This window comes from Limosilactobacillus mucosae, assembly GCF_013423865.1.
In the GTDB taxonomy this organism is placed as follows: Bacteria; Bacillota; Bacilli; order Lactobacillales; family Lactobacillaceae; genus Limosilactobacillus; species Limosilactobacillus mucosae.
Map to the genome: position 1 here is coordinate 1,205,216 of NZ_CP058954.1, position 22,104 is coordinate 1,227,319.

A 22,104-nucleotide genomic window follows, 5' to 3' on the forward strand; every position below is an offset into this window, starting at 1 on the left:
ATTATGTATTCTTCAAATGTTTTGCCAATAGTTAATTGATGCCCAGCAGATATGCAAAAAATCTTGTATAAACATATGACAAAAACCTCATTACCTACTTTTCATCAAAAATCAATGCATAGTAAATTCACAAAGTCGGTCTGATCCAATCAACCCCTACCAGTTTCTAAACCTACGATTCGGAAAAATTCGTCTCAAGTAGGTAATGTTTGGCGAATTGAATATTCACTTACCTACTTCCGGTCCAAAAACGAAGAATAGTAGGTAAATCCAGTCCTGTAAGCTGCTCAAGATTCGATTTTCTTCACAAACAAGCCTGCTTGAAAGCATCAACGCCCGATCAAATTTACTTTATCATCAAATGACAGCCAAGCCACGTTAAGCCCTAGCCAAATCCCAGACTGCACTTGCCAACAACGCGTCAATTACCCGTGCAGTTTTCGTTTTCGATGTAATGCGACCGGCTTACTTTGATTATTTCCTGGGAAAACCAAAGCCCGTTACCAAAAAGATCACGCATGCCCGTTCAAGCACCGTGATCTCATTTTTATTGATGAAGCATCTTTTCTGCCAAAGCAAAGTTACCCAGCGTTGCCGAACCATTGCCAGGAACGCTTGGATTCGTGATGTATTCTTCCAGATCGCCGACTTCCAGATAGCCATTGTAGAGCTGTCTGAACTGATCGCGAACCCTTTCCATAAAGTGTGGTCGTGAAACGCTGCCACCAAAAATCACGCGAGCGGGCCGCAGAATTGACGTTGCCTGCATCACTGCCTGAGCAGCATAGTAAGCCATAATGTCCCAGACATGATCATCGTCACTTACGTCTTCTCCTCGCTTACCAAGACGTGCTTTAAAGGTCGGACCGCACAGCAGGCCTTCCAGACAGTCGCCATGATAAGGACAGATCCCCGTAAAGTTCAGATCGTCAGGATGCCGCTTTACCAAGACATGCCCCATTTCCGGTGCCCCAACGCCGCCAATAAAGTGACCATCTTGAATTGCTCCGGCCCCAACGCCAGTCCCAATCGTATAGTAGACCAGGTCGGCTTTAGGCAGCTGATCCTTTAGATTGACGTATTCGCCATAAACCGAGCCATTAACGTCGGTTGTAAAGTAGATTGGCAGGTTTTGTCCCAGCCCGCGCTTCAGCATTCCGATAAAATCACAGTTTGACCACTTGATCTTTGGCGTATCAGTAATGTAGCCATATTTAGCCGAATGCTTGTCGATATCGATCGGTCCAAAGCTGGCAACGCTCATCGCCTGCATTTCCGGATATTTTTTGAAGAATGCAATACAGTTGCCAATCGTGGTTGCTGGGTCAATCGTGGGGAAGATTGCCTTATCGATTACCTCATAATTTTCATTGCCAACTGCACAGACAAATTTGGTCCCGCCGGCTTCAATACTACCAAGTATCATAAAATTAATCCCTCGCTCGTTAAAATTGTCCTATTATTGTTATTCGTTTATCAATAATAACGCTTTCTTAATTAATCAACAAGTTTTTCCGGTTTTTTTCAAGATTTCATTGACTTTAACTAAATGATCATTTAGTATGATTAACATGAGAGAAAAAGACCAATCTAAAAAAGCTAAAATTATCCAAGCCGTTTTTGAAATCGTGGATCGTGACGGTCTCGCGGGGCTGTCATTTGGTAAAATCGCCAAATGGGCCGGCATCAGTTCCGGCACCCCTTATGTGTACTACCGCGATAAAACGGACATGCTCTCACAGATCTATGTTGCTGCTAAACAGCAGCTGGAATCCGGGCTAGACGAACAGCTGGCCCAAACCGACTCAACTAAAGAACAACTAATCACCTGCCTGGAGTATTTTGCTCGGCAGTATATAAAATATCCTCTGCAGGCCAACTACATCATGGCCATTCATGCCGCTCCCGAATTGATTACGCCAACTGCCAGGCAGGAAGGCGCCTCGTTTACCAACAGTCTGAGCGGACTATACTGCCGTCTGTGCAAAGAAAGTCAAGCAGCAGTCGTCGGCGACCAGTTTCTGGTTGGTGCCCTGCTGCTGGGACCAATCATGTGGCTTTTGCGTCAGGCAAAGCTCAACAATACGCAAGTCGACGATGCACAGATCAAAAGAGTCGTCCGCATTTCGGTTAATGGCTTGTTTGAAGAAGAAAAACACGAAACTAGTTTATGAAAGGAAATTGCCAATGATTAAATTTTACTTTCACACAAATAATCCTGCCAAACGGCGCGCGGAAAAATGGCTGACCAAGCATGGCCTTGACTTCCAATCCCGCAACCTGAATAAAGATCCTTTAACGCGCGATGAAGTTCTCCAATTACTGGAACTCTCGCCCGATGGCACTGAAACGCTGGTATCCGAACGTTCCAAGGCAACCAAAGAACTTTACGCCAAACATCCCGCGCCAACGATGAATCAGCTGATTGATGCCATTCAAGAAACACCACAGATCCTTAAAAGTCCGCTAATCGTCAGTGGCCACAAAATGCTGACGGGTTTCAATGCTGATAAGATGGGGGTTTTGGTTCCTCATCAGCAGCGGCGCCTGGAACTGTCGCAACTCTTGGGCAAGCTTAACGGTCGCGGCTCAAGTCAAGCCATGCAGCTGGCCTACAATTAGCCTCCAACCTTGTCTCAACCGATGAGATGAGGTTTTTTAATCTTAAAAAGCGGTGCCGTCCTCACCTCGGGACAGCACCGCTTTTATTTACGACTCTCGTTAGGCTGATTGCATGATCGTTCAAGTAAATAAAGCGATCTAGAATCGAAGCCCTTTTGGATAAAAGTTTTTAAGCGTTTGACCAACCAGCTTGCCCCAGCCGCAGACATGCCCCTGACAAACCAGCAGCTGCCAGCCAGGCTCGCCACTCAGCTGCAGCGTATCGCCATGCACGTATTGGCGCCACTGATCAAGCGTAATCGACAAGACATGGTCGGTATCAGTGGGCTGACTGGCTAAGGCCCAGGCCAGCGCGGGTTCAAATCGATTCTTTTTAAACGTTCCCAAATGCAGTCCCGGCCGCAGAATGGTCATCTGCGCGATCTCATCGATTCCCTTTGGCAGATCATAAAGCTGGTCACCATAAGTCAGCAGCTGATTAGCTTGATAGCTGGGCATTGTCTGAGCAGCAAACTTTTCAAATAAGGTTCGCTGCTCTTTGGTAATCGAATTATGGTTAGCGCGCTGCTTGCCCTTTTTCTTGCTTTTCTTTTTGGCAGATACCGACGTCAGTAAGGTGCCCTGCAAACGGAATTTAGCAATAAAATGGCCCTCGCCTTGGATATGATGCGGGAACAGACGCACGGCACGACTTAATTCAGGATTGCCGTCTGCCCATTCTGGTCGGCCATCATCCATGCCGACATACTTCTTAATCGGCTCCATAGTCAGATCATAGTTGTCCAACAGCCAGGCCGCGTTTTGCTCATCTTCTTCCGGAGCAAACGTGCAGGTGGAATAAACCAGCGTGCCCCCCGGTTTCAGCATTTTCATAGCTGAGCTTAAAATCTTGCGCTGACGATTGGCACATTCACTTGGATAATCCGGCGTCCAATACTCAATTCCAGCCGGCTCTTTGCGAAACATTCCCTCACCAGAACAAGGCGCATCCACTAAAATTCGATCAAAAAACTGCGGAAACTGTTTTTCAAGGTCAGCTGGGCTCTCATTCATCACGACTGCATGCCGAGTCCCCCAGCGTTCAAGATTTTCAGCTAGGATATTGGCCCGCTTGCGAAAGATCTCATTGGCAACCAGCAGACCCTCATCATGCATTTTGGCGATTAAATGCGTACTTTTACCACCTGGGGCCGCGCATAGATCCAGCACACGCTCACCCGGCTGCGGATCCACAACCTCGCCAACGTACATGGCGCTAGGTTCCTGGCTGTATACCCAACCGGTAACGTGATCCAGCGACTTGCCATCAACCTTGCCAAACCAGCCATTTTCAACATATTCAATCTTGCCTGACGCTGTTTTCAACGTGGCATCCGGCTGGCCGTTTTTTAAAGGATTGGTACGAAAGCCGCTGCAGCTTGGCTGATCAAACGCGGCCAAAAACGCATCGGCCTCATTACCTAACAGCTGACGGTATTTTTCAATAAAAGCAGTTGGTAGTTTCACAAAAAAAGCTCCTCGTCATAAAATATCCTTATTATTATAGCATTATTCTATCGCCAAAGCCGTTAGATGGAGCTTACGGGTTAGAACGTCAACCTTTGAGTCATACAGCGCTTGGATAAACTCATCATCCTCAGCGTCATAATAAAGATACTGACCTTTTTCGTTTGCCAATAATTCAATCAGAACACGAATGGCCCGCCCATTGCCCTCGCGAAATGGATGCAGGTAGTTCAGCTCGTCCAAAAGCTTGGCGTATGCGGCTGTCTGTGGTCGTGACTGCTGCTTTAAAGCGGTAATCTCAGCATTGACCGAGCGAATGCCATTGTCAAAAACGTTCGGTGGCAAAAACAACGTCTGCTGCTTGGTCAGATTATAGTTGCGCAGCTCGCCGGCCCAGTCGTATAGATCGCCAAACAAGGCCCGGTTGATCCGGCATAGATCGTCAACACTGGCTATCTTAAAACCGCGCTGCAGCATTCTCAGCCCTACCAATGAACCTTGAATAAACTCATGCTCATCAAGATCCGCTTTATCATGAATGCCCAGCTTATTTTTTAAGGTACCGTTTGGATTTAAAAAAGTATGAGCTAAGGCCTGCTCATCCGTGATCGCCGGCTTAGCAACCGGAACCCGCCAATGCCGCAGCTGATTCAATTGTGCGTCTAATTCAGGCTGCGGGTGATCATATGCATCAGCCAGTGCCCGTATCTGCTCATCGGTTGGTTGCCAGCCTTCCATGGCACTGTTGGCAACCGTCACTGCCAGCAGCTGAAATTTGCGCGGATTGCGAAACTCAACGCCGCCAATATGATGCGTCTTGCGATTAATCAAAGCTGTCATATCACCATCTCCCCTTCTGAATCTAATTAAGCCAATTGTAGCGCGCTCGTTGGCCATCAAACAATGCTTTCAAACATTAAAGGCTAAGGTCGGTATAATGTTATATAGTTTTTTATAATGCGCAAATATGCATATTAGCTTAATTTAGTGATATATAGTGATATATAAATTTTCTAATCATTGCACTTTTCGTTGCACAAAAAAGCGGCCATCATAATGACGACCGCAGCCCCACTTGATATGGGGATAACAAATTAAGACCCAAGGTATTCTAATATCTATATCTGGATCACACCCGCTTTGGGCGGGTACTAAATAAGCTAATGCCTAATTTAATTATAGATTTCAATCCGCGTGCTGAAAGCACGAAACAGCCGGTATCGCTACTGGCTGTTTTTATTTTATAGCAGTTTGTCAATTTCGGCAATGCGTTTCAATAGTCGCTCTTTTTCGTCAAGCAGCGCTTGGCGATCAATCTTTGGTTTGCTGACAACTTCAACAGTTGCATGTTTAACCTTAGTTTTCTTTGCCAAGCTTTCTGGGACGTTATATACAATAATTTCTGTCCCTTTGCCAAACTCGATTGTTGGGTACTTCATCGAACCGCCTGACTTGTATTTGCCTTTGACGGTTACGCCATCGGCAACTTTTACGCCGGAATCACGACCACGTGCCGACATGATTTCACGGCCGAACAACGTCATTACCAGCTCGTTGTCGATTGATTGAATATCGCCTAAATCGACATCATCATCAATCGTAAGCTTAACGGTTACTTTCGGTTCGTTATTTTCTGAACCGTCAGTACCATAGACATCACGCAGCACCTGCTTTGCGTCTTCAAGACTTTCAACAGGTACTTGCCATTCTTTTGTAGCAGCATGCCACTTGGCACTGCCAATGCTATGGATTTCTTTTACAAACTCTGGATTATATGGGCTACTAATGTATGCTTTATCGGCTTCAGTACGGATTGAAATCATCTTTAAGACCTCCTAATCAAAATACGTATCATAAACATTTTCAACAAGTTCTTTAGCTTTAACGGAATCGGTGAACAATTCCTTGAAATTGGAATTGTTTCCTAACCAATCTAATAAATCATTGCCACAAAGATTGCTATTATCAATGACGACCAAACCTTCGCCTTTAATATCGATTGAACCGTCTTCGTGCAGCTCGATAATACCGCTCAGATCATCAACAAAGTTTTCGACAAATTCAGCGGTGGTCATCTTTTCTTCTTCCGCTTCATCATTGTAGATGCTAATGATATCTTCTGGAAGGCCAACAGTTACGCCTTCCTTTGCTAATCCTTGCAGTTCTACCAGTTCGTTCAATTCCAGTTGTTCTTTCTTCATCATTTTAATTTCCTCCTCGTTATCGTTGATGAATGTTTGAAACTTTTCAAGCGTGGTCAGCCAAACCTTACTCCAGTCTGACCGGCCAGCCCGCAAGTTAGAAATGGTTACGCGGTTGACGCCCGTGCCCTTTTCTAGCTTAGTTGTTGGTATGCCCGAATCACATATCAACTTTTTTATTGCTGTTGTATCAATAATCATTTAGCAGCCCCCCTAGTTCAAATGGTCCCGCTTGCTTAAGATAATATCTCCGTTCCAGCGCTTGCCGTCTTTGTAGAAATAATACCGGTCAAGGCCTGGAACCCACTTGCGTTCAAGTCGAACAATCTTGCCTTGCAGGTTGTTCTCATCATATAGCAAGTTAGCCATTGGATTGTTTTCGTTAATGGCTTTGGTTTCCATATCCTTAGTTACTTCCAAACCCATTGAACGGGTTAAGTGTCCCGTTTCGTCGAGTGGGTCTTGATTTACCCAGTTCCAGTTTTCGGTGAAGTCTTCCAAGCTGATCAGCCCGTATTTTTGCCAGTTTTTAAAAATCTTTGTTTCTTCAATCTTCATTTTAAGTTCCTTCTTTCTATTTTGTTAATGTCTCTTTACAACTATTATAATACACTCTTCCATTACGTTTGTAAATATCTATTAACAAAAAAGTTAAAATAAAAAAAGACCTAGCCGTTAAGCTAGGTCTAATCGTTATTTGAAAGTTCCGTAAGGCTCACCAGTGTTAGCATTTCGGCATACTAGATAGCCGTATTGACCGTTGCCACGTGGTTGACGCAGCCAAACGAACCCGTTATGACGGCTCCATGCGTCATACTTAATCACGCTACCAGCTGGCAAGACTGCGATTGACGTTGCGGTTACTTTAGCACCCCACCGCAGATGAAGTGCAGTTGTACTCGTGAACGTACCACTTTCAGCGTGCCACTCATCGCCCAGTGCGTCCTTCCAGACCGTTTCAGCGGGCTTGTTAGCCGGTTGTGCAGGCTGTTCCGGTTGCTTAACTTCGGTTGGATTAAACAGCGCCAAAGCGTTGTCAGTCAGCGTGATAGACCCGTCAACCTTGTAGCCTAACAGGTTATCAGTGTACTGCCATGCGTCAACATAGTTGGCACTTGGGAAGTAGTTAAAGTTAGGCTCTTTACCGTCCGCTTTGCCGTTTGCCAGCACGTATGCAGCCAACCAGAAGAAATCGCAGTGTGGGTGGATTGCTTCCAGATCAAACTTAGGCAACAAATATTTGTAGGTATAGAAACCGGTGTGATAACCAGCGTTGCGCAGTGTGTCTAAGAACACGATAACGCTTGACGTTGGCATGTTATTGATTTCAGCGTCAAGGACTAACAGCGTGCCAGGCTTGACGTTTGCCTTTGCCTTAGCGTTGGCGATGAAGAACTCGGCTTCCGCCTTTGCTCCGGCATCGTTGGTGAAACGTCCGAAATGGTAGAATGCAAAGCCGTTAACACCACCCGCAGCAGCGTTATTTACTTCGCTTTGAATGTAAGGGTTGACGTAGTTAGTGCTTTCCGTAGCCTTAACGATTGCCTTAGTAGCGCCAATTGCGCGGTAATCGTTAGCGGTCAGGTTAGCTTGATAACTAGCCAGATCAATCATGATTTCGCGTGCCATTTTTGACCTCCTCGTTCTTGTCTTCGTGAACATACTCATCGCTTAACTTGTAGATATACTGCTTGACGAAATCTGGAACGGGTACGCCCATTTGCCCCAGATTTTCAATGATTGAAACAGCATAGAAAAGTACATAAAAGATAATCAGCGTGTCGCCAGCACTCCGAAAGCCGTTGATGTCTAACATAGGGTAAAGCGTGATAATGATTAGCAGCAATACCCCGTGCCGAATCAAGCCATCAGTGCCTTTACGACTGCTTGTTTTCTTAGTAACCAAAGACTTCAAAAAGCCCGTGATAATATCAGCAACGACAATCCAGACAAAAAGCCACACGATTTTGTTATCGACTAACATATGCAAGTGCTCCATGTATTGCATATGGTATGGTACGCCTGGACCGTCAGCAAGATACTTAATAACGTCCAATTTCCCAACTCCTAACTGCCGCCTTGCTATGCAATACTGTTATCTTTCATAGGCGACAAAATAAAAAAGATTACGCAGCCACGTAATCTTGTCCGGTGATTTCCTTAAATTGTTCAGCGGTCAGCCAACCGACAAAACCGCGTCCTTGCATTGTTGTACAGTAAACAGGCCCATTGGGTAATACATTTTGAAAATGGAATACATAGTTTTTACCTCTCTTTAGTTAGTTGCCTTTGCCTTTGCGTTTGCCAGTAGTGCGCCAGTTAGACTAGCGATTTGCGTGCCTTGCTGCTTAACTGTCATTTGCGTTTGCAGCAGTTGAGCAGTAAGCACAATGATATCTTGATCATCAGAGCTTGGTTCTTTTTTGGCTTCTTCGTGTGGAACTTCTGGCAAGCTCTTTCGCCAAGTTTCTTCGTCTACACCGGTCCAAGCCAAACCGTTCCAGGTAGGGTTAAGCAACGGCTTTCCTTCACCGTCAAATGGTGCGACAGTCGTTGCATTTGCAGGAACTTGTGCATCATCTTCGATGATGTCGAAGTAGCTAAATGCGTTCTTGTTAGTTGGCTCGAAAAAATAAATCTTTTTTGACATTAATAATCACCTCCGATTATTGAAACAATAGAAACATGCCAACGAACCCAATCCCGACATGTTCACCGATTGCAGTACCACGTGTGGCAACTGACAACTGGCCATTGGTATCTAACGTCCAGTTAACGATTGCTCCATTATCTTGAGTTTCCTGTTCTGGAATAGTTTTAATTTTCGTAGCACCGTTAAGAAACGACTTGGGAATCGCAACGTTCTTGTATGATTTCCATGCTTCGTTACCGCTGAAATCGTTAATCCACAAGTTGATGAATAGCAGCGAAACTTTGTCAAAATCTAAACGCCAACCAAAGTTAATACCTTTCTCGTTCGTCCCGTTGACATTAGTCATATCAGCGCCATTAAGATATGTTGCTTTGAACGTATTTTTGAGCGTTTCAAAGTTGGCTTGGATAGCTTCAGGCCCTTTATCCATTCCACTAAAAATCTTAGTAAGGTCCATTTTTTCACCTCTCATTTAAAATAAATAGCCTTGACGCCATCGAATACGCCAAAGCTACCATCATCTAATTTTTGCATTAGTTGGTTGTCGGAAAAGTTGCTGAATTTGCTCGTGATTTCTAACGTGCTAATGCCGTTAGATACACTGACAACTTTAACCGGCAACGTTTGTCGATTGCCACCACCAAAGAAACCGCTAGGCTCAGTGCCGATTGGTACGATACCGAGTGGATACTCCAGATAGGTTACGTTGGCAGTTGAACCGACAGTTAAGGTCGTAGGAACACGAATGCGAATGCCTCGTGTCAGTACGCTAATACTTTTTGATTCGCTTTCTCGCAAGCCATTATAAGCCGTTACACTTAAGGTGTACGCCGTGTTAGGCGATAACCCCGTTACCGTGTAGTTCTTACTACTTGTCGTTGCGATTAAAGCGGTGCCGTTGCGTACTCGATACTGCATGACATCACCTGCTTTTTAAGTCCAGCTTAAATCAACGCTGTTAGTCGTTACATCGCTTGACGTAAGGTTAGATACGTCGACCAGTGCTTCATAGACCGTGATTGTTACCACGTTTGACGTCTTAGTGCCAATAGTTGCCTTAATCGTGGTTGTACCAGGCGCAATCGCCTTGATATTGCCAGACTGATCAACTGTTGCAACCGTCGGCGTGGTGCTGGTCAGCGTGTAGTCCCCGTCCGTTTCGTTAGTTGGCGTTACCGTTACGCTGGCCTTAGCAGTACCGCCGACTTCAAGTGCAGTCTTATCGATTGCAATCGTGATGGATTGTACTGGGATTTCGCTAGTCGTTACCGTTACGATGTTCGACTTGGCACTTTCCCGCAGACCGTTGTAACTACTTACGGCAAAACGATAGGTCGTTTTCGCTTGCAGACCCGTAACCGTGTAGGTTTTCTGGTCGGTAACTTCCGCAATCTTAGTAAGTTCCCCACTAGCGCCTACACCTTGATAGATGTAATACTTCAACTTAACTATACCCCCTTAGTTTAGTTGCGCCATTCTAGCCGTTGCGTGTGTTCATCAATATAGATAGCTCGCAGATCACTTGGGCTTGTAGGCTTGCTGAAATAGCCCGAACCGCCTGCAAGTGCGCTCTTGCCTTTTCCTTCACCAGTCAGTGCCAGTTGCGCGTTAACGTTACCCAGACTGACTTTAATTGTCTTGTAGCCGTCGCGAACATACCATGCACCGGCGCTCGATTCAAAGTTCGGCGCATCATCTAAATAGAAATTACGCGGTAACCGAACTTTAATCGTGTTAGCGTCTGGATACGTAGCCATGCAAGGGACTAGCTTTGTGTTAGTTTGACCAAACCCACTTGGACCACTCCCTAGCCCGTTAGGTTCAGTGCCAATTGCATATTCGTAATACATGACTTTTGGCTCTGGATAGTCAGCTTGATTGTGTACGATTGTGATTTCGTAGCCGTAAAGCAGGTCTTCCAGGCTATCAGCCGTAACCATGCTTGCGTTACGCTCAGCAACCATGCCGTTAGCTAACTCAATGACGTTAGTACCGTCTGGGGTTTCGTCCTTGTGTTTAACGCGGATTTGCCAAACAGCGCCATGCCCGTCATCGTAGTTGTCCCAACCTTTTGTTATTGCAAGGTCGTTCGCAGCTAACGCAGCATAACTTTGCATGGTCGGAACATCGCTGAATTGCCATGCTCGGTCGTGGAACTGGGCTTGTTTCAGCGTTTCCTGGATTTGTTGCGTCATGAGCAGCAGTGAGTTATACCGTGCGAACAAACCGTCCTTAGGATCGTTCACTGCTGCCATTGCGTCGCTTAATGACTGCTTGTACTTGGTCAGCCAATCGTTAAATTCCTGACTGTACGTTTCGCCGGCCTGATCAAGCTTGCCCTTAATCGTGTTCCCTTCATCGGTTACTTGCTTAAGGATTTGTTCAAACTCTTCGATATAATCTCGGCCAGCATTGCCAACGTGAGCGAAAAACTGGTCGTCGATAACATCAAAGTCCATGTCAACGGTTGATACCGTCTGACCATCTCGGCCTATGAAACGAACAAAGAACTGTTGCCAGTGTCCAGGCACGTTGAAAGTGCGCTCATCAAAGTGCAGCGTTACCCGTCCCAAAGCGATTTGATCGTTGCGATCATTAGCTTCTACTGGGTAGATATGCTTGTGCACGTACCCTTGACTGTCAACACCGCCATATTCGTATTGCCAACCCCGCATATCAACGGGAAGGCTATTGCTAGTGATATATACCGGCAAGTAGTCGTCAGTATCGCCTACACGGCCTTTGAAATAACCGCTAATATCAAGGATTTGGTCTTGATAGCGGGTTAGATCAAGCGTTAGCCGTGCCTTTTCTCGTAATGCCATTCATTCACCTTCTTTCATCGTTCATTCAAAGTGTCTTCATCAAGCCCGTATGAATCCAAAAAGCCATCGACTTTATCCTGCTTTGCAGCTAACAGCTCAAAGCCCTTTGCGATAGCTTCCCGAACGTCTTTGCCATACTGGGCCTTACGAATCGTTTCAGCAATGCTTTTCATATCATCAGTGGTTGCCATTAGCTTGCCCCTTTCAGCTTATCAACTTCGGCTTTCAGTTTGTTAAAGTCAGCTTGCGATACATAGCCCGCCGGTATCTTATCGTTAATGATCGATTGTAGCTGTCGCATATCAAATTTAAGTTGAGTTACGTCTTCGCTGCTTGCATCGTTTTGAATAATCGTAGTCGTGCTTGACGTGTGAGCCTGGCCACTCGCTTGAACCTCAGCTACATGGCTAACGATAACCTTAACCCGCTCAAAGTCTTGCGCTTGACGGCTCGTTTCCAACTGATAATCGGTCAGCCCTAACGATTTGTCGCCGATAGTCAGCGTTGACTTGTGCGGTTGCAACAGGTCAACTTCTTTCTGCACCACTCGCAGCAGTTGCGTTTGTGCTACATACGGATTGACAAACATATACCGGTCGGAAACTTTGAAATGATCAAAGTTAGGCAAGTTCAACTCAACCGCGCTAACTTCCCAGCTTTCTGGCACTCGTTGTGCGTCAATCCATGCTTTCGCTTGGTTCATCAAGTCGTTAGCGTCGGTTACTTCGTTGAACTCGATTGTGCCGTTGATAATGCCGAACTCTTTTTGCAATTCTGGTATATCAATATAATCTCGCCCTTCGTTGACACTAGTAATCGTTAGCTTTGGCCTAGCAGCGTTTGAGTTGCTGACCTCTTCTTTCTTGCTTTCGTCTTCGGACTGTGAACCATCACCACCGTTTTTGATCAACGCTTGCGGGTCTAGCCACGTGCCGTCATTGGTAAACGACTTCTTGACCGCATCATAGAAATCGGCTTTGGTAACCCCAACGTGCAAATGGTCGGTGTTTCGCCAACCGATAACATCGCCGGTTTTGACCTTGTCGCCAATGTTGACGCGAATTTGACTGGCACTGCTGAACGCCTCTTGATAGACGATGTTAAAACCGTCTGTACTATGCGTTACAACGTAATTGCCAAGCCCACCCATGTAGCCTTTGAAAACTACCGTGCCACCGTGAATGGCGTGAACTTCGCTACCCGGGTGGTCAACCGAACCGAAATCCAAGCCATCATGAAAACTGTTAGTACGATAACCGCCATCATAGCCGAATCGTTGTGCTTGGCTAAAACTGCCTTCGCCGACACTAGGAACGGCCAGCCCCAACCGTTTGTGAGTGTTTCGGTCGTGGTATCAGCAACTGGGCCATTAACCCGCCGTGTACCAGTTGGACCCCAACCGCCGGCGTGTGAAATATCAGCCAACCAGTTAGAATCGTTGAACAACGCCAAAAGCTGATGAAAGCCCTTGTGAATATCTTCATAGCCTTGCACCTTCCACGTGTCGAACGTTGGTTGAATATACTGCAACAGCCCTGTTGACGGGTGGCCAGCTCGTGCGTTGCTGTCCCAGTTGTTCGTTACCGTTTCGCTCCCACCGGATTCCTGGTTGATACGCCTTAAAACAGCGTTCAACCCGTTCTGATCAAGGTTAATATTCATCATCTTTGCAGCATGCTTAATGGCTTCTGTCCAATCGCCATTAATAGCGGTTGTAGCCCCACCGCCAGTCGCTATTGTTGAGTTTTCGCCGTCAACCTCGACTTTTTGAGGTTCTAACTGTTTGCCAAGCGGAACCACACGGGTAATGACTTTTGTAGGGTCAATCGTAAGGCTCGCTGACTTCATATTAATGGCTAACTGAATCGGCGTGTCGTTTTTATGATCGTTGCCAATATCAGTTACATAGTCAAGCATGTTCGGGCCGTCCGGCTTGTACTCAGTTACCAGATACCCGCCTAGCTCGTTAATCAGCTTATCTTTGATTGCGTCCCGTGTTTTCGGGTAGTCGATTTGCCGATAAGCATCATCTTTGTTGTTGGTAACGTTACAGTTACGCAGCTTGAATTGCTTATACTGTGGCACTTGGCTGTTGTGAACATCAAGCAGCGATTGCAGAAACTCTTTCGGGGTTAGCCCCACCGCTTCATAGAATCGTTGAACACTATCAAGCAAATAAGCTTCAATATCTTCAAACGTGTAAGTTCTGATAAACCGCCCGCTTGATTGCATTTCCTTTTTCGGCTTGATTGCCCGGCCACGAAACAGCAGTTTATCGTCATCGTAGACTTCAACGTGCGTGTGCATCGGTCGAACGTTATCAAACAACAAGTTATCGCGGTTAACTGTTAACTCCAGATCATCAATATCAGTTTCTTTGATCGTCAACTTGCCTTCGCTGACCGTACGATTAACGCGTTGGTCAAGCACGATAAAGCCGTTTTTGTCGGTAGGTTCGTTATATCCGATAATTCGATACATTAAACCATCTCCTCACGTTTAAAGACAAACTCAATCGTGCCGTTGCCAGACAAATTAATTTTGTTATCGCCAATGTCAAGCACCACTTGCGTTTGCTTGTAGTTGCCGTCATTAAGCGATACTTCGCCGAAACTTCCTTTTGCCTTGACGTTACCTGTTACCACGAAAGACGATAAAACCGGCCGTGAGCCAATGTTTTAACATTGACGTCCTGACTGCCGTTGACGCTGAACTTAACTTGTTGCCATATCCAGTGCGGGAAGAAAACATCGTCCCAGTAATCAGCACCTTCATTGTGGTTAGTGTAAGCATAAGGATAAGCCGTAAACACTATTGACGCTTCAAGCGTTTCATTGTCGCTGCTATCGTCAACTTCAACGCTCTTGCACTTGGCCCACCAGTAGTAAACCGGTTCGTGAGTATCAACCAACTTGCCCCAGTTGTGGGGCATTAGTTGCCGTTTCAGCTCTTGTTCAAAACCTTTGCGGTTGTGATACTCTTCGCCGACATATAACAGCTTGTAGGTGATTTCTCGGTTGTTGAAGAAACGTTCGTTATCAATCATCGAGAAATCGTAGCTACCTTGACGATACGGAACACTTTCGGTGATTTCTTGTTCTTCCGGTGTCGGTGCCGTCCGTTCGGTCAACCACCAACCGGATTTAATGCTATCGAAATCAGCAAAAGCAAAGCCTTCAACGTTTGGCAATGTGTCAACGTCAACTTCGGTTGGCGGTAAATCGCTGAATATATACTCCATTAACTCCACCTATCCTTTAATGCCGTTCGCTGTCCTAAACGTTGATCATAACTGCCAGCCGTTGCACCAACAAGCACACCGGAATCAAGAATCATCGTTGTATCTTTGCCTGCAATCTGTCGCAGCAGTGCGTTATTCTGCATTTGCAAAGTGCTGTCTTGCATGGTCAACGAACCGGCGAATCGCGATTGTACATCGCTCGCCATGCCGTTCAAACGGTTGGCGAAACCAGATACATCAGGCTGCATTGCGTCGGCGATTTGCTTATTCATTGCCAGAACAGACTTCTGAACATCGCTAAAGCCATCGACTAACCCGTTGCCCAGACCGTTCATGATTGCATGCCCGGCCGGAATCAGCAAACGCCGGTCAACACTGATAGGCCCTTTGTGGGCTTTAATCCACTTGCCAATGCCACCGACAAATGACTTAACACTTTCCCAAGCCGATTTAAGACCGCCAAGCAAACTGTTCATGATTGCCTTACCGTTAGCCGATAAATCAATGTGAGCAACCGAATTAATGATCTCGCGTCCAACCTGTGCCATTGCGCTGCCTAAGCTGCCAATCATTTGCAGAATGCCTTTTATCAAAGCAGCTATAATTTGTACCCCTGCTGCTATAATCTGCGGTAAGTTGCTAATGATGGCTTCTGCTAATACAACGATAATTCGTAACGCACTAACCACAAGCAATGGCAGCACTTGTGCAATACCATTAATTAACGCTGTAAGAATCTCTACCCCAGCTTCAATAATTTGTGGCAAATTGCTAATAATGGCGTTAGCAAGTGCCATGATAATTTGCACGCCGGCCGTAATAAGCATTGGCAATACGGTAACAATGGCGTTAGCAAGTGCCATGATAATTTGCAGACCAGCCGTAATGATCATTGGCAAACTTGCAACTATGGTATTGATAAGCGCAATCAGAATCTGTACGCCCGCAACTATCAGTAGTGGCAACGCAGCTGTAATCGCTGTGGTCAACGACGTGATGATTTGTGTACCAATCGCAATGATTTGTGGAAGGTTCTCAGAAATACTGTTAGCAATACCTACAATGACATTAGTTATCATTCCGACAATCAGCGGAATGTTTGCGACAATAGCGTTAGTTACGTTCGTGATAGTATTGCTTAACTGATCGAAAACTTGAGTAATACCATCGGCATTTAGTTGTCCAGTTTGCAGCCAAGCTGTTACAAAACTAATGACAGCCCCCGCAGCAAGCCCCCAAGGGCCAGAAATCCCTAATGCAGCTAATCCTATTTTGGTTAAGGTGCTAACAATCATGGAAGCAATACCGCCAATGCCGCCCATTTTGGTTATAAAGCCTTGAATAGTTTGGCTAACACCACCCAATACATTTTTTACCGTGTTACAAGCAACGCTAACAACATCACTAATTTTCCCCCAAACAGATGTAGCGATTGTCGATAGTGTTTGCCATGCATTTGATAGCCACGAAACAAAAGATTGCCACATTTGGCGTCCTTTTTCAGTTTGAGTGAAGAAATAGACTAATGCAGCAACAATTGCAATAATAGCTGCAATCGCAACCATCTTTAACCCACCAAAAGATTTAAAGACATTATCAAACGACATGGTATTCATAATCGCTTGGAATTCTGCAATAGCAGTCTTTGCACTATTAACGAATGATACAGTCTTCTTCAATAAAATCATTTGTCCAACAAATGCACCAATTCCGATAACTAGTGGTGTAAGCCAATCCTTGTTAGCGTTGATGAAATCAAACATTGATTTCAATGAGTTCAAAATAACGGTGGTTGCTTGCGTAACAATTGGCGTTATAGCGGTAAAAGCTCCGTTAATACCAACTTTCATGTTATCAAGCACTTGCGCGATAGAACCAAAACCAGCTTTGCTAAAACCATTGTTAATGGCAGTTAGCATGTTTCCAAGGTTCTTCACGACACTAGCTTTCAAGTTTGCAAAACTGGTTGCAATCCCGGCACTGTTTTTCTTCGCAAGTTGCGCAAAACCATTCTGACCCTTGTTAAGTTCGATAAATTTATCGTTCAACTGGTCAACTGAAATTTTCCCGCTTTGCAACGCGTTAAAAAGATCCTGTTCGGCAGATTTGCCAGTGAAACCAAACGCATTTGCGACTTTACGCAGCGCGATAGGCATAGTTTCCATTAACGTCCTGTAACTCATCATGTCGACTTTACCGGTTGACAGCATTTGAGTGTACTGTTGCAGACCTCGGCTGGTATCAGCAACGCTTGCTCCGCTCGCCAGAAAGGCGTTGTTAAGGGCTAACGCTGACTTGCTAGCCTTTGTTGCGCTACCCGTCAACGGTGCTAACTGCTGGGCAACCGAAGTGATATCTTGCAATGACGTTGGCAATCCATCAATGCCTTTTTGCATTAACTTGCTTGATTTGGCAACATCTCGTGCCGAATATCCTAACGCGTCCATGACGACTGGATACTTGTTAAGCGTATCGAAACGATCAATTGCCCCACCGATTGAATCTTTAACAACGTTAAATGCTTTGCTTGCAACCGCAACAAGCCCTAACGAAGTTGCAAGATTTTTAACAGAACTGGTTGCAGATGTTGTAGCGCTTGCCGTTTGGTTACTTTGACTAACGACTTTGCTAAGGCTATCAACAGCCGATTCCATCGTTTTGGTGAAATTTTGATCGACGGCGGAAAGAATCGCCTCGATACTCATTTCTTGTGCCATTCTAACCGCCACCTTTCCATGCTTGCATATCAATCAGACCGCGCTTTTTAAGCTCTCTGAATTCCTTGTAGCGCTGTTGAAACAGTTTCGTGGTGTTTTCCTTGTTATTGTCGTTAGAACGTCCATACTGGGCGTTAATCGCCGATAATGACTTGGTTATACCGACATCTTTAAGGAACTTTTGAACAGACGCGTATTTCCATTTTGGATTTTTACCGCCAGTGGTTGCCTGAACGGCATAGTTGTACCACGCTTGATATGCCTGGTCTTCACGCTTGCGAATCGCTCGCAGTTCGTACGCTTCAAGCCGTAGTTGATACTCAGCCAACGTGATACGCTCTGCCTGTTTTAGATCATTAAAGCCTAGATATGCCAGGCAGTTGACCAAGATCATGCGATATGTTTCTTCGCTTGTCTGGTCGTTCTCTTGACTATCTAGGCTTTCAGATTTTTTGTTGCAGTGCGTGCAGCATTACTTGACTTGAGTTCACGTTGAACATCATCAAACAGCTTGTCAATGTCAGTGTTCGTGTCGTCAAGGTAAGCGTCAATATCACTCAAAGATGGTCGCTTTTGATTGTCCCATGCAGCGCAGTAAAGCAAGTCGGCCAAAACAGCGACATCATAGCTTTGCAGCGCAGGGATAACCTTAGTCAGCGCCATGCCGAAATTCTGCTTAATGCCTTGTACAGTCAGCGTTAAACCGGCTTTTGGTCAAGTTCACGAATGAAACGAACGCCAAAATTAAGGTTGACGTCCTTGCCGTTAACTTTAATTTGCATTAAAAGCCCTCCTAGTTGTTGCCAACGCCTTGTCCGGCGTCAGTGTCTTTGCTCCAAGCCTTACCGGCGCCGTCAGTGCCATCGTTCTTTGGCGAACCTTCAATTGCGCCAACACCGCGGAAAATGTAAGCCAATTCGGCTTCTTGCTCTTCGCTCAGCGTTACCCAACCACGAACTGGGCCATAGTCAACCGTGATAGTCGTTTCACGGCTAGAAACATCGTCCGGGTCGTTGTCGTTGCTGTCTTCGGTAACCTTACCGCGCAGATACAGGGCATAGTATTGACCGTCCGAATTCTTACGTTGCCGGTTAACTGCCCAAAATTCCATTTCTTCGTTGTCAAAAATGGAATCAAGCAGCTGGTCGGCAATCTTGGACCAGTTGTTCACGAACTCAAATTTGAAATCAGTTTCCAAGCTCGACGTCGTAGTTACCGTGCCAGACTTAGTTTTCTTTTTGTCAGAATCACGCTGTGGGTCAATGCTCAAGCTCGTTTGATACGGGATAAGCTGACCGGCTACTTTAGCAGCCTCTGACAATTTGCGGGCATAGACAACGACGTTAACGCCTTGGATTTGCTCTAAATCAGTATTTGCCATTCTCTCACTCCTAACTCAATTGAAAAACAAGCGACACAATGCCATGTATTAACACGGTATCCTGCACGCTTGTATCAGTGATTATTTGATTGCTGTTAAGCGACGGCCGACCAACGAACCGGAAATTTTCTGAAAGTAAAACGCCCTGTCCAATTGCAGACAAGGCGTTCATCATCTTTGCCACGTTGTAGCGATTCTCTCCAGTGTCCCACACGTTAAGCGTGATATCGATTCTAGCCCCGTAGGCGTCCTTATACGGACTAATGGTGGAATTTACATCGCCAACGTTAACAAACGGGTATGGCGCATTCTCGCTCTCCAACGGCAAATGATCATACACGGTATAGCCTAGCTCTTGTGCTTTGGAAAATACCGTGTCGAATAGTTCCTGTTCAGGTATCATGCCATCGCCTCCTTACTTCATCATTTTCTTTAAATCGTTAACAAACTGAACGCTTTGATATGCAAATGCCGGATTAAGTGTAGGCCGTGCCGACATGAACCGAGTGCCAAATTCCAAGTAAGGAAAATACTCTTTATGCGGCGCAACCGTCGCAGTCATACCAGCATTCGAGAATACAGTGTCAACTGTCCCCCTAATACCAGCTTCACCGGTTGAATAGCCTGCTGTATACGCAGCAGCCATGTTTTGTACCGTTTTTGTCTTAAGAAGTGCACCATGTTTGGCTACAATCGTTTTCGTTTGTGTCGCCATCATCATGGGTCGCTTGGCAATTGCTTGTTGCAACTCTCTAGCGCCCTTAAGTTGGAACGTTACTTTAGCCATTGCTTTCACCTACAATCAAAGTAAACAATTTTAACGGTTTTCGCATTGTCTGCAATACATACTTCTGTGTTCCATCGTCAATGGTCAGATAGGACCACTTAGGCGGTGCAGCATAAAGCCGTATCACTAGACTGTTCTGTTTATAGTCGCCGAACAATTGCACCGACTTAACCGTGCCAACGTCAGTTATATTGCCATGCAGGGTTGAAACTAGCTTTTCACCGCCTACATAGCCGTGCATTTTCGGGTCATAGTGCCGTTCCGACTTATCATAGAACTTAATAATGTGGTCAAAACGCATTTAATCGCCCCGCTTTCGATAGAACGGGTCAACCGTAGTTAGTATGCCATGACTATGACGTTTGCGCCAGTCGTCGATATCAGCCTGAAAATCATCAAAATCGTTACTGTTAAACGTAATGCTTTCGCCTTCTTGACTGTATGACGTCATACCTTCGTTTTTTAGGCGATTATAGCGCCGTACAGCAACTTCAATCGGAATGTAGGATAATTCATCAGGCACTTCCTTGCCAGTGTCTAAGGCTAACTTAAACCGCAGTTGTAAGTCAGTGTTTTTAAGAATCAGCGCCAAAACAGAATCTTGGCTTGTGTCATCAGTCGCAAGCCCTAGCATTGTTTTCAGATCGTCAAGACTTGCCATGATAGATCACCCTTTACTTGCCAACGCCAGTTGCATCTTGAACCGTTGCGACAACTACCTTCGTGTCGTCATATAGATAAGCAGCAAAATGTTCATCGGCCGTCATAATCGTTGACTTAGTAACGATATCACGTTGAGTTTCAACAGCGACATTGCGCTTCATAACCAACTTAAGTGCTGGCGACGTTGCATTAGCCTTGATCAGAATCATATCCGTATCAGCCATCTTCTTGCTCCGTACGATTTGAGCGCCCAGAACATCGTAGTAAGTGCCGTTGATCACTTGGTTTGCACCGGCCTCACTACCTGCCTTCTTGTTGATTGCGTCCATGCGCAGCTTAGATGCTGTCTTTGGACTCATAACAGCTACAACCGTAGAATCGTCTTCATCGTTGAACATATCAAGGGCCGTCTGCAAGCCTTCAACCGTTGGCGTAATCGTAACCTTTTGCGTGCCACCCTTAGCAGCAGTCAGCAGTTGGGTATCAACAAAATCAGCAATGCTCATACCAAGTTGACGGTTAGTTTCACCCATTACATCGCCATAGCCAGACAAAACAGCTTCATCAGTGATTCGCGTACCCTTAGCAGCCTTTTGTACCTTAACGCTAGCCGTCTTAGTGCCCAGCTTGTCCAGTGGGATTGGCTGACCTTCGGCGATGTTTTTAGCGTCGCCAATGTAGGTGAACTTAGGGAACTTCAGCGTGTCGCCTGCGTTGCCTACCAAAGTAGAATCGACTTGTGCAAGTGGGGTAAACCGCATTGCATGTTTCATCGTGTATTGGACAATCGGTGCATTGACTTCTGGATTTACCAGGTCCGCAATCATAGTCATGTTATCTGCCATAGTTAGTTACCTCCTAAAATACGTGCGTACTCAGCGGGGTTTTCGCGTTGGAATTTTACTCGTTCAGCCGTGCTCATCTTTAGAAGCTTTTGAGCTGATACCGGTTTGATTTCATTCCCGCCTACCTTAGGCGTCTTCCCCGCTAAAAGTTTGTTTCGTTCATCTTCTCGAATCGCCTCAATCGCATTCAGCAGCACGTTCACGTTTGCTTGAGTGCTTTCGGCGGTTTCAGTTACAACCAGATCAAGCAGACCGTTGTCGGCGTTGTTAAAACCGCCGTCTGCCAACATTTGCTTGGCACTGTCGCGCATTTCATAGCGTGCCAGCTTTGCAGCAGCTTCTTCAGCCCGCTTGTTTGCTTTCTCCAATTCGTAGTTAGCCTTTTGTTCGGCATTCATACGCGAAAACTTCTTGGCCTCGTCTTCCTTGGCCTTAAGCTGTTCCTTTTGACGTTCCAAACGTTGACTAACAATCTTGTTAACTTCGTCTTGAGTAAAAGTCTTGGGCTGTTGTTCGCCTTGCTCTTCTTCGCCTTCGTTTGGCTGTCCTGATTCGGTATTTGGTGCACTGTTCGAACCTTCGCCCTGTTCAGCGAAAAATTGCAAGTTCATAGGCAACCCATGTTGTTGTTCATCAAAACTCATAAATACACCTCGTTTTAAG

28 protein-coding genes and 1 pseudogene are annotated in these 22,104 nt (G+C 45.7%); 2 read left to right on the plus strand and 27 right to left on the minus strand.

The annotated features are described in order from the left end of the window. Positions 1-547: 547 nt before the first annotated feature. Positions 548-1,426, minus strand: a complete 879-nt coding sequence (gene scrK / locus H0G69_RS05705) for a fructokinase ScrK (RefSeq protein WP_180304375.1) — start codon at positions 1,424-1,426, stop codon at positions 548-550. Between the two features lie 136 nt (positions 1,427-1,562). Between scrK and H0G69_RS05710 the strand changes: the two genes are divergently transcribed. Then, entirely contained in the window at positions 1,563-2,174 is a 612-nt protein-coding gene (locus tag H0G69_RS05710) for a TetR/AcrR family transcriptional regulator (RefSeq protein WP_180304376.1), read from the plus strand. Between the two features lie 13 nt (positions 2,175-2,187). Continuing rightward, positions 2,188-2,622, plus strand: coding sequence for a Spx/MgsR family RNA polymerase-binding regulatory protein (locus H0G69_RS05715; RefSeq protein ID WP_006499222.1), 435 nt, complete (start codon positions 2,188-2,190; stop codon positions 2,620-2,622). Positions 2,623-2,760: 138 nt separating this feature from the next. Here H0G69_RS05715 and H0G69_RS05720 read toward each other — a convergent pair whose 3' ends face one another. The 26 genes and pseudogenes from H0G69_RS05720 to H0G69_RS05845 form a co-directional block, all read right to left on the minus strand. Further along, positions 2,761-4,128 (minus strand): RsmB/NOP family class I SAM-dependent RNA methyltransferase, encoded by a 1,368-nt coding sequence (locus tag H0G69_RS05720; protein ID WP_180304377.1) that lies wholly within the window; start codon positions 4,126-4,128, stop codon positions 2,761-2,763. A 42-nt stretch (positions 4,129-4,170) separates the two neighbouring features. Next, on the minus strand, positions 4,171-4,968 hold the full coding sequence (locus H0G69_RS05725; protein ID WP_180304378.1) for a Fic/DOC family protein: 798 nt from the start codon (positions 4,966-4,968) through the stop codon (positions 4,171-4,173). Between the two features lie 401 nt (positions 4,969-5,369). Then, positions 5,370-5,951 carry a hypothetical protein gene (locus H0G69_RS05730; RefSeq protein WP_180304379.1) on the minus strand — a complete coding sequence of 194 codons (582 nt, stop codon included), beginning with the start codon at positions 5,949-5,951 and terminating at the stop codon, positions 5,370-5,372. 12 nt (positions 5,952-5,963) lie between these two features. Further along, a complete protein-coding gene (locus tag H0G69_RS05735; protein WP_180304380.1) occupies positions 5,964-6,530 on the minus strand; it encodes a hypothetical protein in 567 nt (188 codons plus the stop codon). A gap of 12 nt (positions 6,531-6,542) precedes the next feature. Then, positions 6,543-6,887 (minus strand): hypothetical protein, encoded by a 345-nt coding sequence (locus H0G69_RS05740; RefSeq protein ID WP_180304381.1) that lies wholly within the window; start codon positions 6,885-6,887, stop codon positions 6,543-6,545. Positions 6,888-7,022: 135 nt separating this feature from the next. Continuing rightward, positions 7,023-7,958: a GH25 family lysozyme gene (locus H0G69_RS05745; RefSeq protein WP_240164314.1), complete on the minus strand. Its 936-nt coding sequence runs from the start codon at positions 7,956-7,958 to the stop codon at positions 7,023-7,025. Then, entirely contained in the window at positions 7,936-8,385 is a 450-nt protein-coding gene (locus H0G69_RS05750; protein WP_240164315.1) for a phage holin family protein, read from the minus strand. Before H0G69_RS05750 ends, H0G69_RS05745 begins: the two co-directional genes overlap by 23 nt. A 70-nt stretch (positions 8,386-8,455) precedes the next feature. Next, positions 8,456-8,536: an XkdX family protein gene (locus H0G69_RS11160; RefSeq protein WP_420890834.1), complete on the minus strand. Its 81-nt coding sequence runs from the start codon at positions 8,534-8,536 to the stop codon at positions 8,456-8,458. Between the two features lie 68 nt (positions 8,537-8,604). Then, complete coding sequence (locus H0G69_RS05760) at positions 8,605-8,979, minus strand: hypothetical protein (protein ID WP_180304382.1); 375 nt, start codon at positions 8,977-8,979, stop codon at positions 8,605-8,607. A gap of 16 nt (positions 8,980-8,995) precedes the next feature. Continuing rightward, entirely contained in the window at positions 8,996-9,439 is a 444-nt protein-coding gene (locus tag H0G69_RS05765; protein ID WP_180304383.1) for a hypothetical protein, read from the minus strand. Between the two features lie 11 nt (positions 9,440-9,450). Beyond that, positions 9,451-9,900, minus strand: a complete 450-nt coding sequence (locus H0G69_RS05770; protein ID WP_240164316.1) for a fibronectin type III domain-containing protein — start codon at positions 9,898-9,900, stop codon at positions 9,451-9,453. A gap of 15 nt (positions 9,901-9,915) precedes the next feature. Further along, positions 9,916-10,425 carry an Ig-like domain-containing protein gene (locus H0G69_RS05775; RefSeq protein WP_180304384.1) on the minus strand — a complete coding sequence of 170 codons (510 nt, stop codon included), beginning with the start codon at positions 10,423-10,425 and terminating at the stop codon, positions 9,916-9,918. Between the two features lie 20 nt (positions 10,426-10,445). Further along, positions 10,446-11,807 carry a BppU family phage baseplate upper protein gene (locus H0G69_RS05780; RefSeq protein ID WP_180304385.1) on the minus strand — a complete coding sequence of 454 codons (1,362 nt, stop codon included), beginning with the start codon at positions 11,805-11,807 and terminating at the stop codon, positions 10,446-10,448. Positions 11,808-11,821: 14 nt separating this feature from the next. Continuing rightward, complete coding sequence (locus H0G69_RS05785) at positions 11,822-11,998, minus strand: hypothetical protein (protein ID WP_006500007.1); 177 nt, start codon at positions 11,996-11,998, stop codon at positions 11,822-11,824. Then, positions 11,998-14,288, minus strand: a pseudogene (locus H0G69_RS05790) (phage tail protein). The gene H0G69_RS05785 and the pseudogene H0G69_RS05790 overlap by 1 nt, the downstream one beginning before the upstream one ends. Before the next feature lie 157 nt (positions 14,289-14,445). Continuing rightward, entirely contained in the window at positions 14,446-15,048 is a 603-nt protein-coding gene (locus H0G69_RS05795) for a phage tail family protein (protein ID WP_240164317.1), read from the minus strand. Continuing rightward, positions 15,048-17,765: a tape measure protein gene (locus H0G69_RS05800; RefSeq protein ID WP_180304386.1), complete on the minus strand. Its 2,718-nt coding sequence runs from the start codon at positions 17,763-17,765 to the stop codon at positions 15,048-15,050. The genes H0G69_RS05795 and H0G69_RS05800 overlap by 1 nt, the downstream gene beginning before the upstream one ends. Position 17,766: 1 nt before the next feature. Continuing rightward, positions 17,767-18,159 (minus strand): hypothetical protein, encoded by a 393-nt coding sequence (locus H0G69_RS05805; RefSeq protein ID WP_180304387.1) that lies wholly within the window; start codon positions 18,157-18,159, stop codon positions 17,767-17,769. A gap of 41 nt (positions 18,160-18,200) precedes the next feature. Next, positions 18,201-18,428: a tail assembly chaperone gene (locus tag H0G69_RS05810; RefSeq protein ID WP_240164318.1), complete on the minus strand. Its 228-nt coding sequence runs from the start codon at positions 18,426-18,428 to the stop codon at positions 18,201-18,203. Between the two features lie 130 nt (positions 18,429-18,558). Beyond that, positions 18,559-19,146: a phage tail protein gene (locus H0G69_RS05815; RefSeq protein WP_180304388.1), complete on the minus strand. Its 588-nt coding sequence runs from the start codon at positions 19,144-19,146 to the stop codon at positions 18,559-18,561. A gap of 10 nt (positions 19,147-19,156) precedes the next feature. Then, positions 19,157-19,549: a gp17 family tail completion protein gene (locus H0G69_RS05820; protein ID WP_180304389.1), complete on the minus strand. Its 393-nt coding sequence runs from the start codon at positions 19,547-19,549 to the stop codon at positions 19,157-19,159. Between the two features lie 12 nt (positions 19,550-19,561). Beyond that, entirely contained in the window at positions 19,562-19,933 is a 372-nt protein-coding gene (locus tag H0G69_RS05825; protein WP_240164319.1) for an HK97-gp10 family putative phage morphogenesis protein, read from the minus strand. Then, positions 19,926-20,234, minus strand: a complete 309-nt coding sequence (locus H0G69_RS05830) for a hypothetical protein (RefSeq protein ID WP_180304390.1) — start codon at positions 20,232-20,234, stop codon at positions 19,926-19,928. The genes H0G69_RS05825 and H0G69_RS05830 overlap by 8 nt, the downstream gene beginning before the upstream one ends. Further along, positions 20,235-20,594, minus strand: coding sequence for a phage head-tail connector protein (locus tag H0G69_RS05835; RefSeq protein ID WP_180304391.1), 360 nt, complete (start codon positions 20,592-20,594; stop codon positions 20,235-20,237). Between the two features lie 13 nt (positions 20,595-20,607). Beyond that, positions 20,608-21,441 (minus strand): N4-gp56 family major capsid protein, encoded by an 834-nt coding sequence (locus H0G69_RS05840; protein ID WP_180304392.1) that lies wholly within the window; start codon positions 21,439-21,441, stop codon positions 20,608-20,610. Between the two features lie 2 nt (positions 21,442-21,443). Continuing rightward, positions 21,444-22,085, minus strand: a complete 642-nt coding sequence (locus tag H0G69_RS05845) for a DUF4355 domain-containing protein (protein WP_180304393.1) — start codon at positions 22,083-22,085, stop codon at positions 21,444-21,446. Positions 22,086-22,104 lie beyond the last annotated feature (19 nt).

Bases quoted from the DNA above. Each gene is read 5' to 3' on its own strand.
- scrK (WP_180304375.1), bottom strand. From the start codon at position 1,426: ATGATACTTGGTAGTATTGAAGCCGGCGGGACCAAATTTGTCTGTGCA.
- H0G69_RS05710 (WP_180304376.1), top strand. From the start codon at position 1,563: ATGATTAACATGAGAGAAAAAGACCAATCTAAAAAAGCTAAAATTATC.
- H0G69_RS05715 (WP_006499222.1), top strand. From the start codon at position 2,188: ATGATTAAATTTTACTTTCACACAAATAATCCTGCCAAACGGCGCGCG.
- H0G69_RS05725 (WP_180304378.1), bottom strand. From the start codon at position 4,968: ATGACAGCTTTGATTAATCGCAAGACGCATCATATTGGCGGCGTTGAG.
- H0G69_RS05730 (WP_180304379.1), bottom strand. From the start codon at position 5,951: ATGATTTCAATCCGTACTGAAGCCGATAAAGCATACATTAGTAGCCCA.
- H0G69_RS05735 (WP_180304380.1), bottom strand. From the start codon at position 6,530: ATGATTATTGATACAACAGCAATAAAAAAGTTGATATGTGATTCGGGC.
- H0G69_RS05740 (WP_180304381.1), bottom strand. From the start codon at position 6,887: ATGAAGATTGAAGAAACAAAGATTTTTAAAAACTGGCAAAAATACGGG.
- H0G69_RS05745 (WP_240164314.1), bottom strand. From the start codon at position 7,958: ATGGCACGCGAAATCATGATTGATCTGGCTAGTTATCAAGCTAACCTG.
- H0G69_RS11160 (WP_420890834.1), bottom strand. From the start codon at position 8,536: ATGCAAGGACGCGGTTTTGTCGGTTGGCTGACCGCTGAACAATTTAAG.
- H0G69_RS05760 (WP_180304382.1), bottom strand. From the start codon at position 8,979: ATGTCAAAAAAGATTTATTTTTTCGAGCCAACTAACAAGAACGCATTT.
- H0G69_RS05765 (WP_180304383.1), bottom strand. From the start codon at position 9,439: ATGGACCTTACTAAGATTTTTAGTGGAATGGATAAAGGGCCTGAAGCT.
- H0G69_RS05770 (WP_240164316.1), bottom strand. From the start codon at position 9,900: ATGCAGTATCGAGTACGCAACGGCACCGCTTTAATCGCAACGACAAGT.
- H0G69_RS05780 (WP_180304385.1), bottom strand. From the start codon at position 11,807: ATGGCATTACGAGAAAAGGCACGGCTAACGCTTGATCTAACCCGCTAT.
- H0G69_RS05785 (WP_006500007.1), bottom strand. From the start codon at position 11,998: ATGGCAACCACTGATGATATGAAAAGCATTGCTGAAACGATTCGTAAG.
- H0G69_RS05795 (WP_240164317.1), bottom strand. From the start codon at position 15,048: ATGGAGTATATATTCAGCGATTTACCGCCAACCGAAGTTGACGTTGAC.
- H0G69_RS05800 (WP_180304386.1), bottom strand. From the start codon at position 17,765: ATGGCACAAGAAATGAGTATCGAGGCGATTCTTTCCGCCGTCGATCAA.
- H0G69_RS05805 (WP_180304387.1), bottom strand. From the start codon at position 18,159: ATGATCTTGGTCAACTGCCTGGCATATCTAGGCTTTAATGATCTAAAA.
- H0G69_RS05810 (WP_240164318.1), bottom strand. From the start codon at position 18,428: ATGGCGCTGACTAAGGTTATCCCTGCGCTGCAAAGCTATGATGTCGCT.
- H0G69_RS05815 (WP_180304388.1), bottom strand. From the start codon at position 19,146: ATGGCAAATACTGATTTAGAGCAAATCCAAGGCGTTAACGTCGTTGTC.
- H0G69_RS05820 (WP_180304389.1), bottom strand. From the start codon at position 19,549: ATGATACCTGAACAGGAACTATTCGACACGGTATTTTCCAAAGCACAA.
- H0G69_RS05825 (WP_240164319.1), bottom strand. From the start codon at position 19,933: ATGGCTAAAGTAACGTTCCAACTTAAGGGCGCTAGAGAGTTGCAACAA.
- H0G69_RS05830 (WP_180304390.1), bottom strand. From the start codon at position 20,234: ATGCGTTTTGACCACATTATTAAGTTCTATGATAAGTCGGAACGGCAC.
- H0G69_RS05835 (WP_180304391.1), bottom strand. From the start codon at position 20,594: ATGGCAAGTCTTGACGATCTGAAAACAATGCTAGGGCTTGCGACTGAT.
- H0G69_RS05840 (WP_180304392.1), bottom strand. From the start codon at position 21,441: ATGGCAGATAACATGACTATGATTGCGGACCTGGTAAATCCAGAAGTC.
- H0G69_RS05845 (WP_180304393.1), bottom strand. From the start codon at position 22,085: ATGAGTTTTGATGAACAACAACATGGGTTGCCTATGAACTTGCAATTT.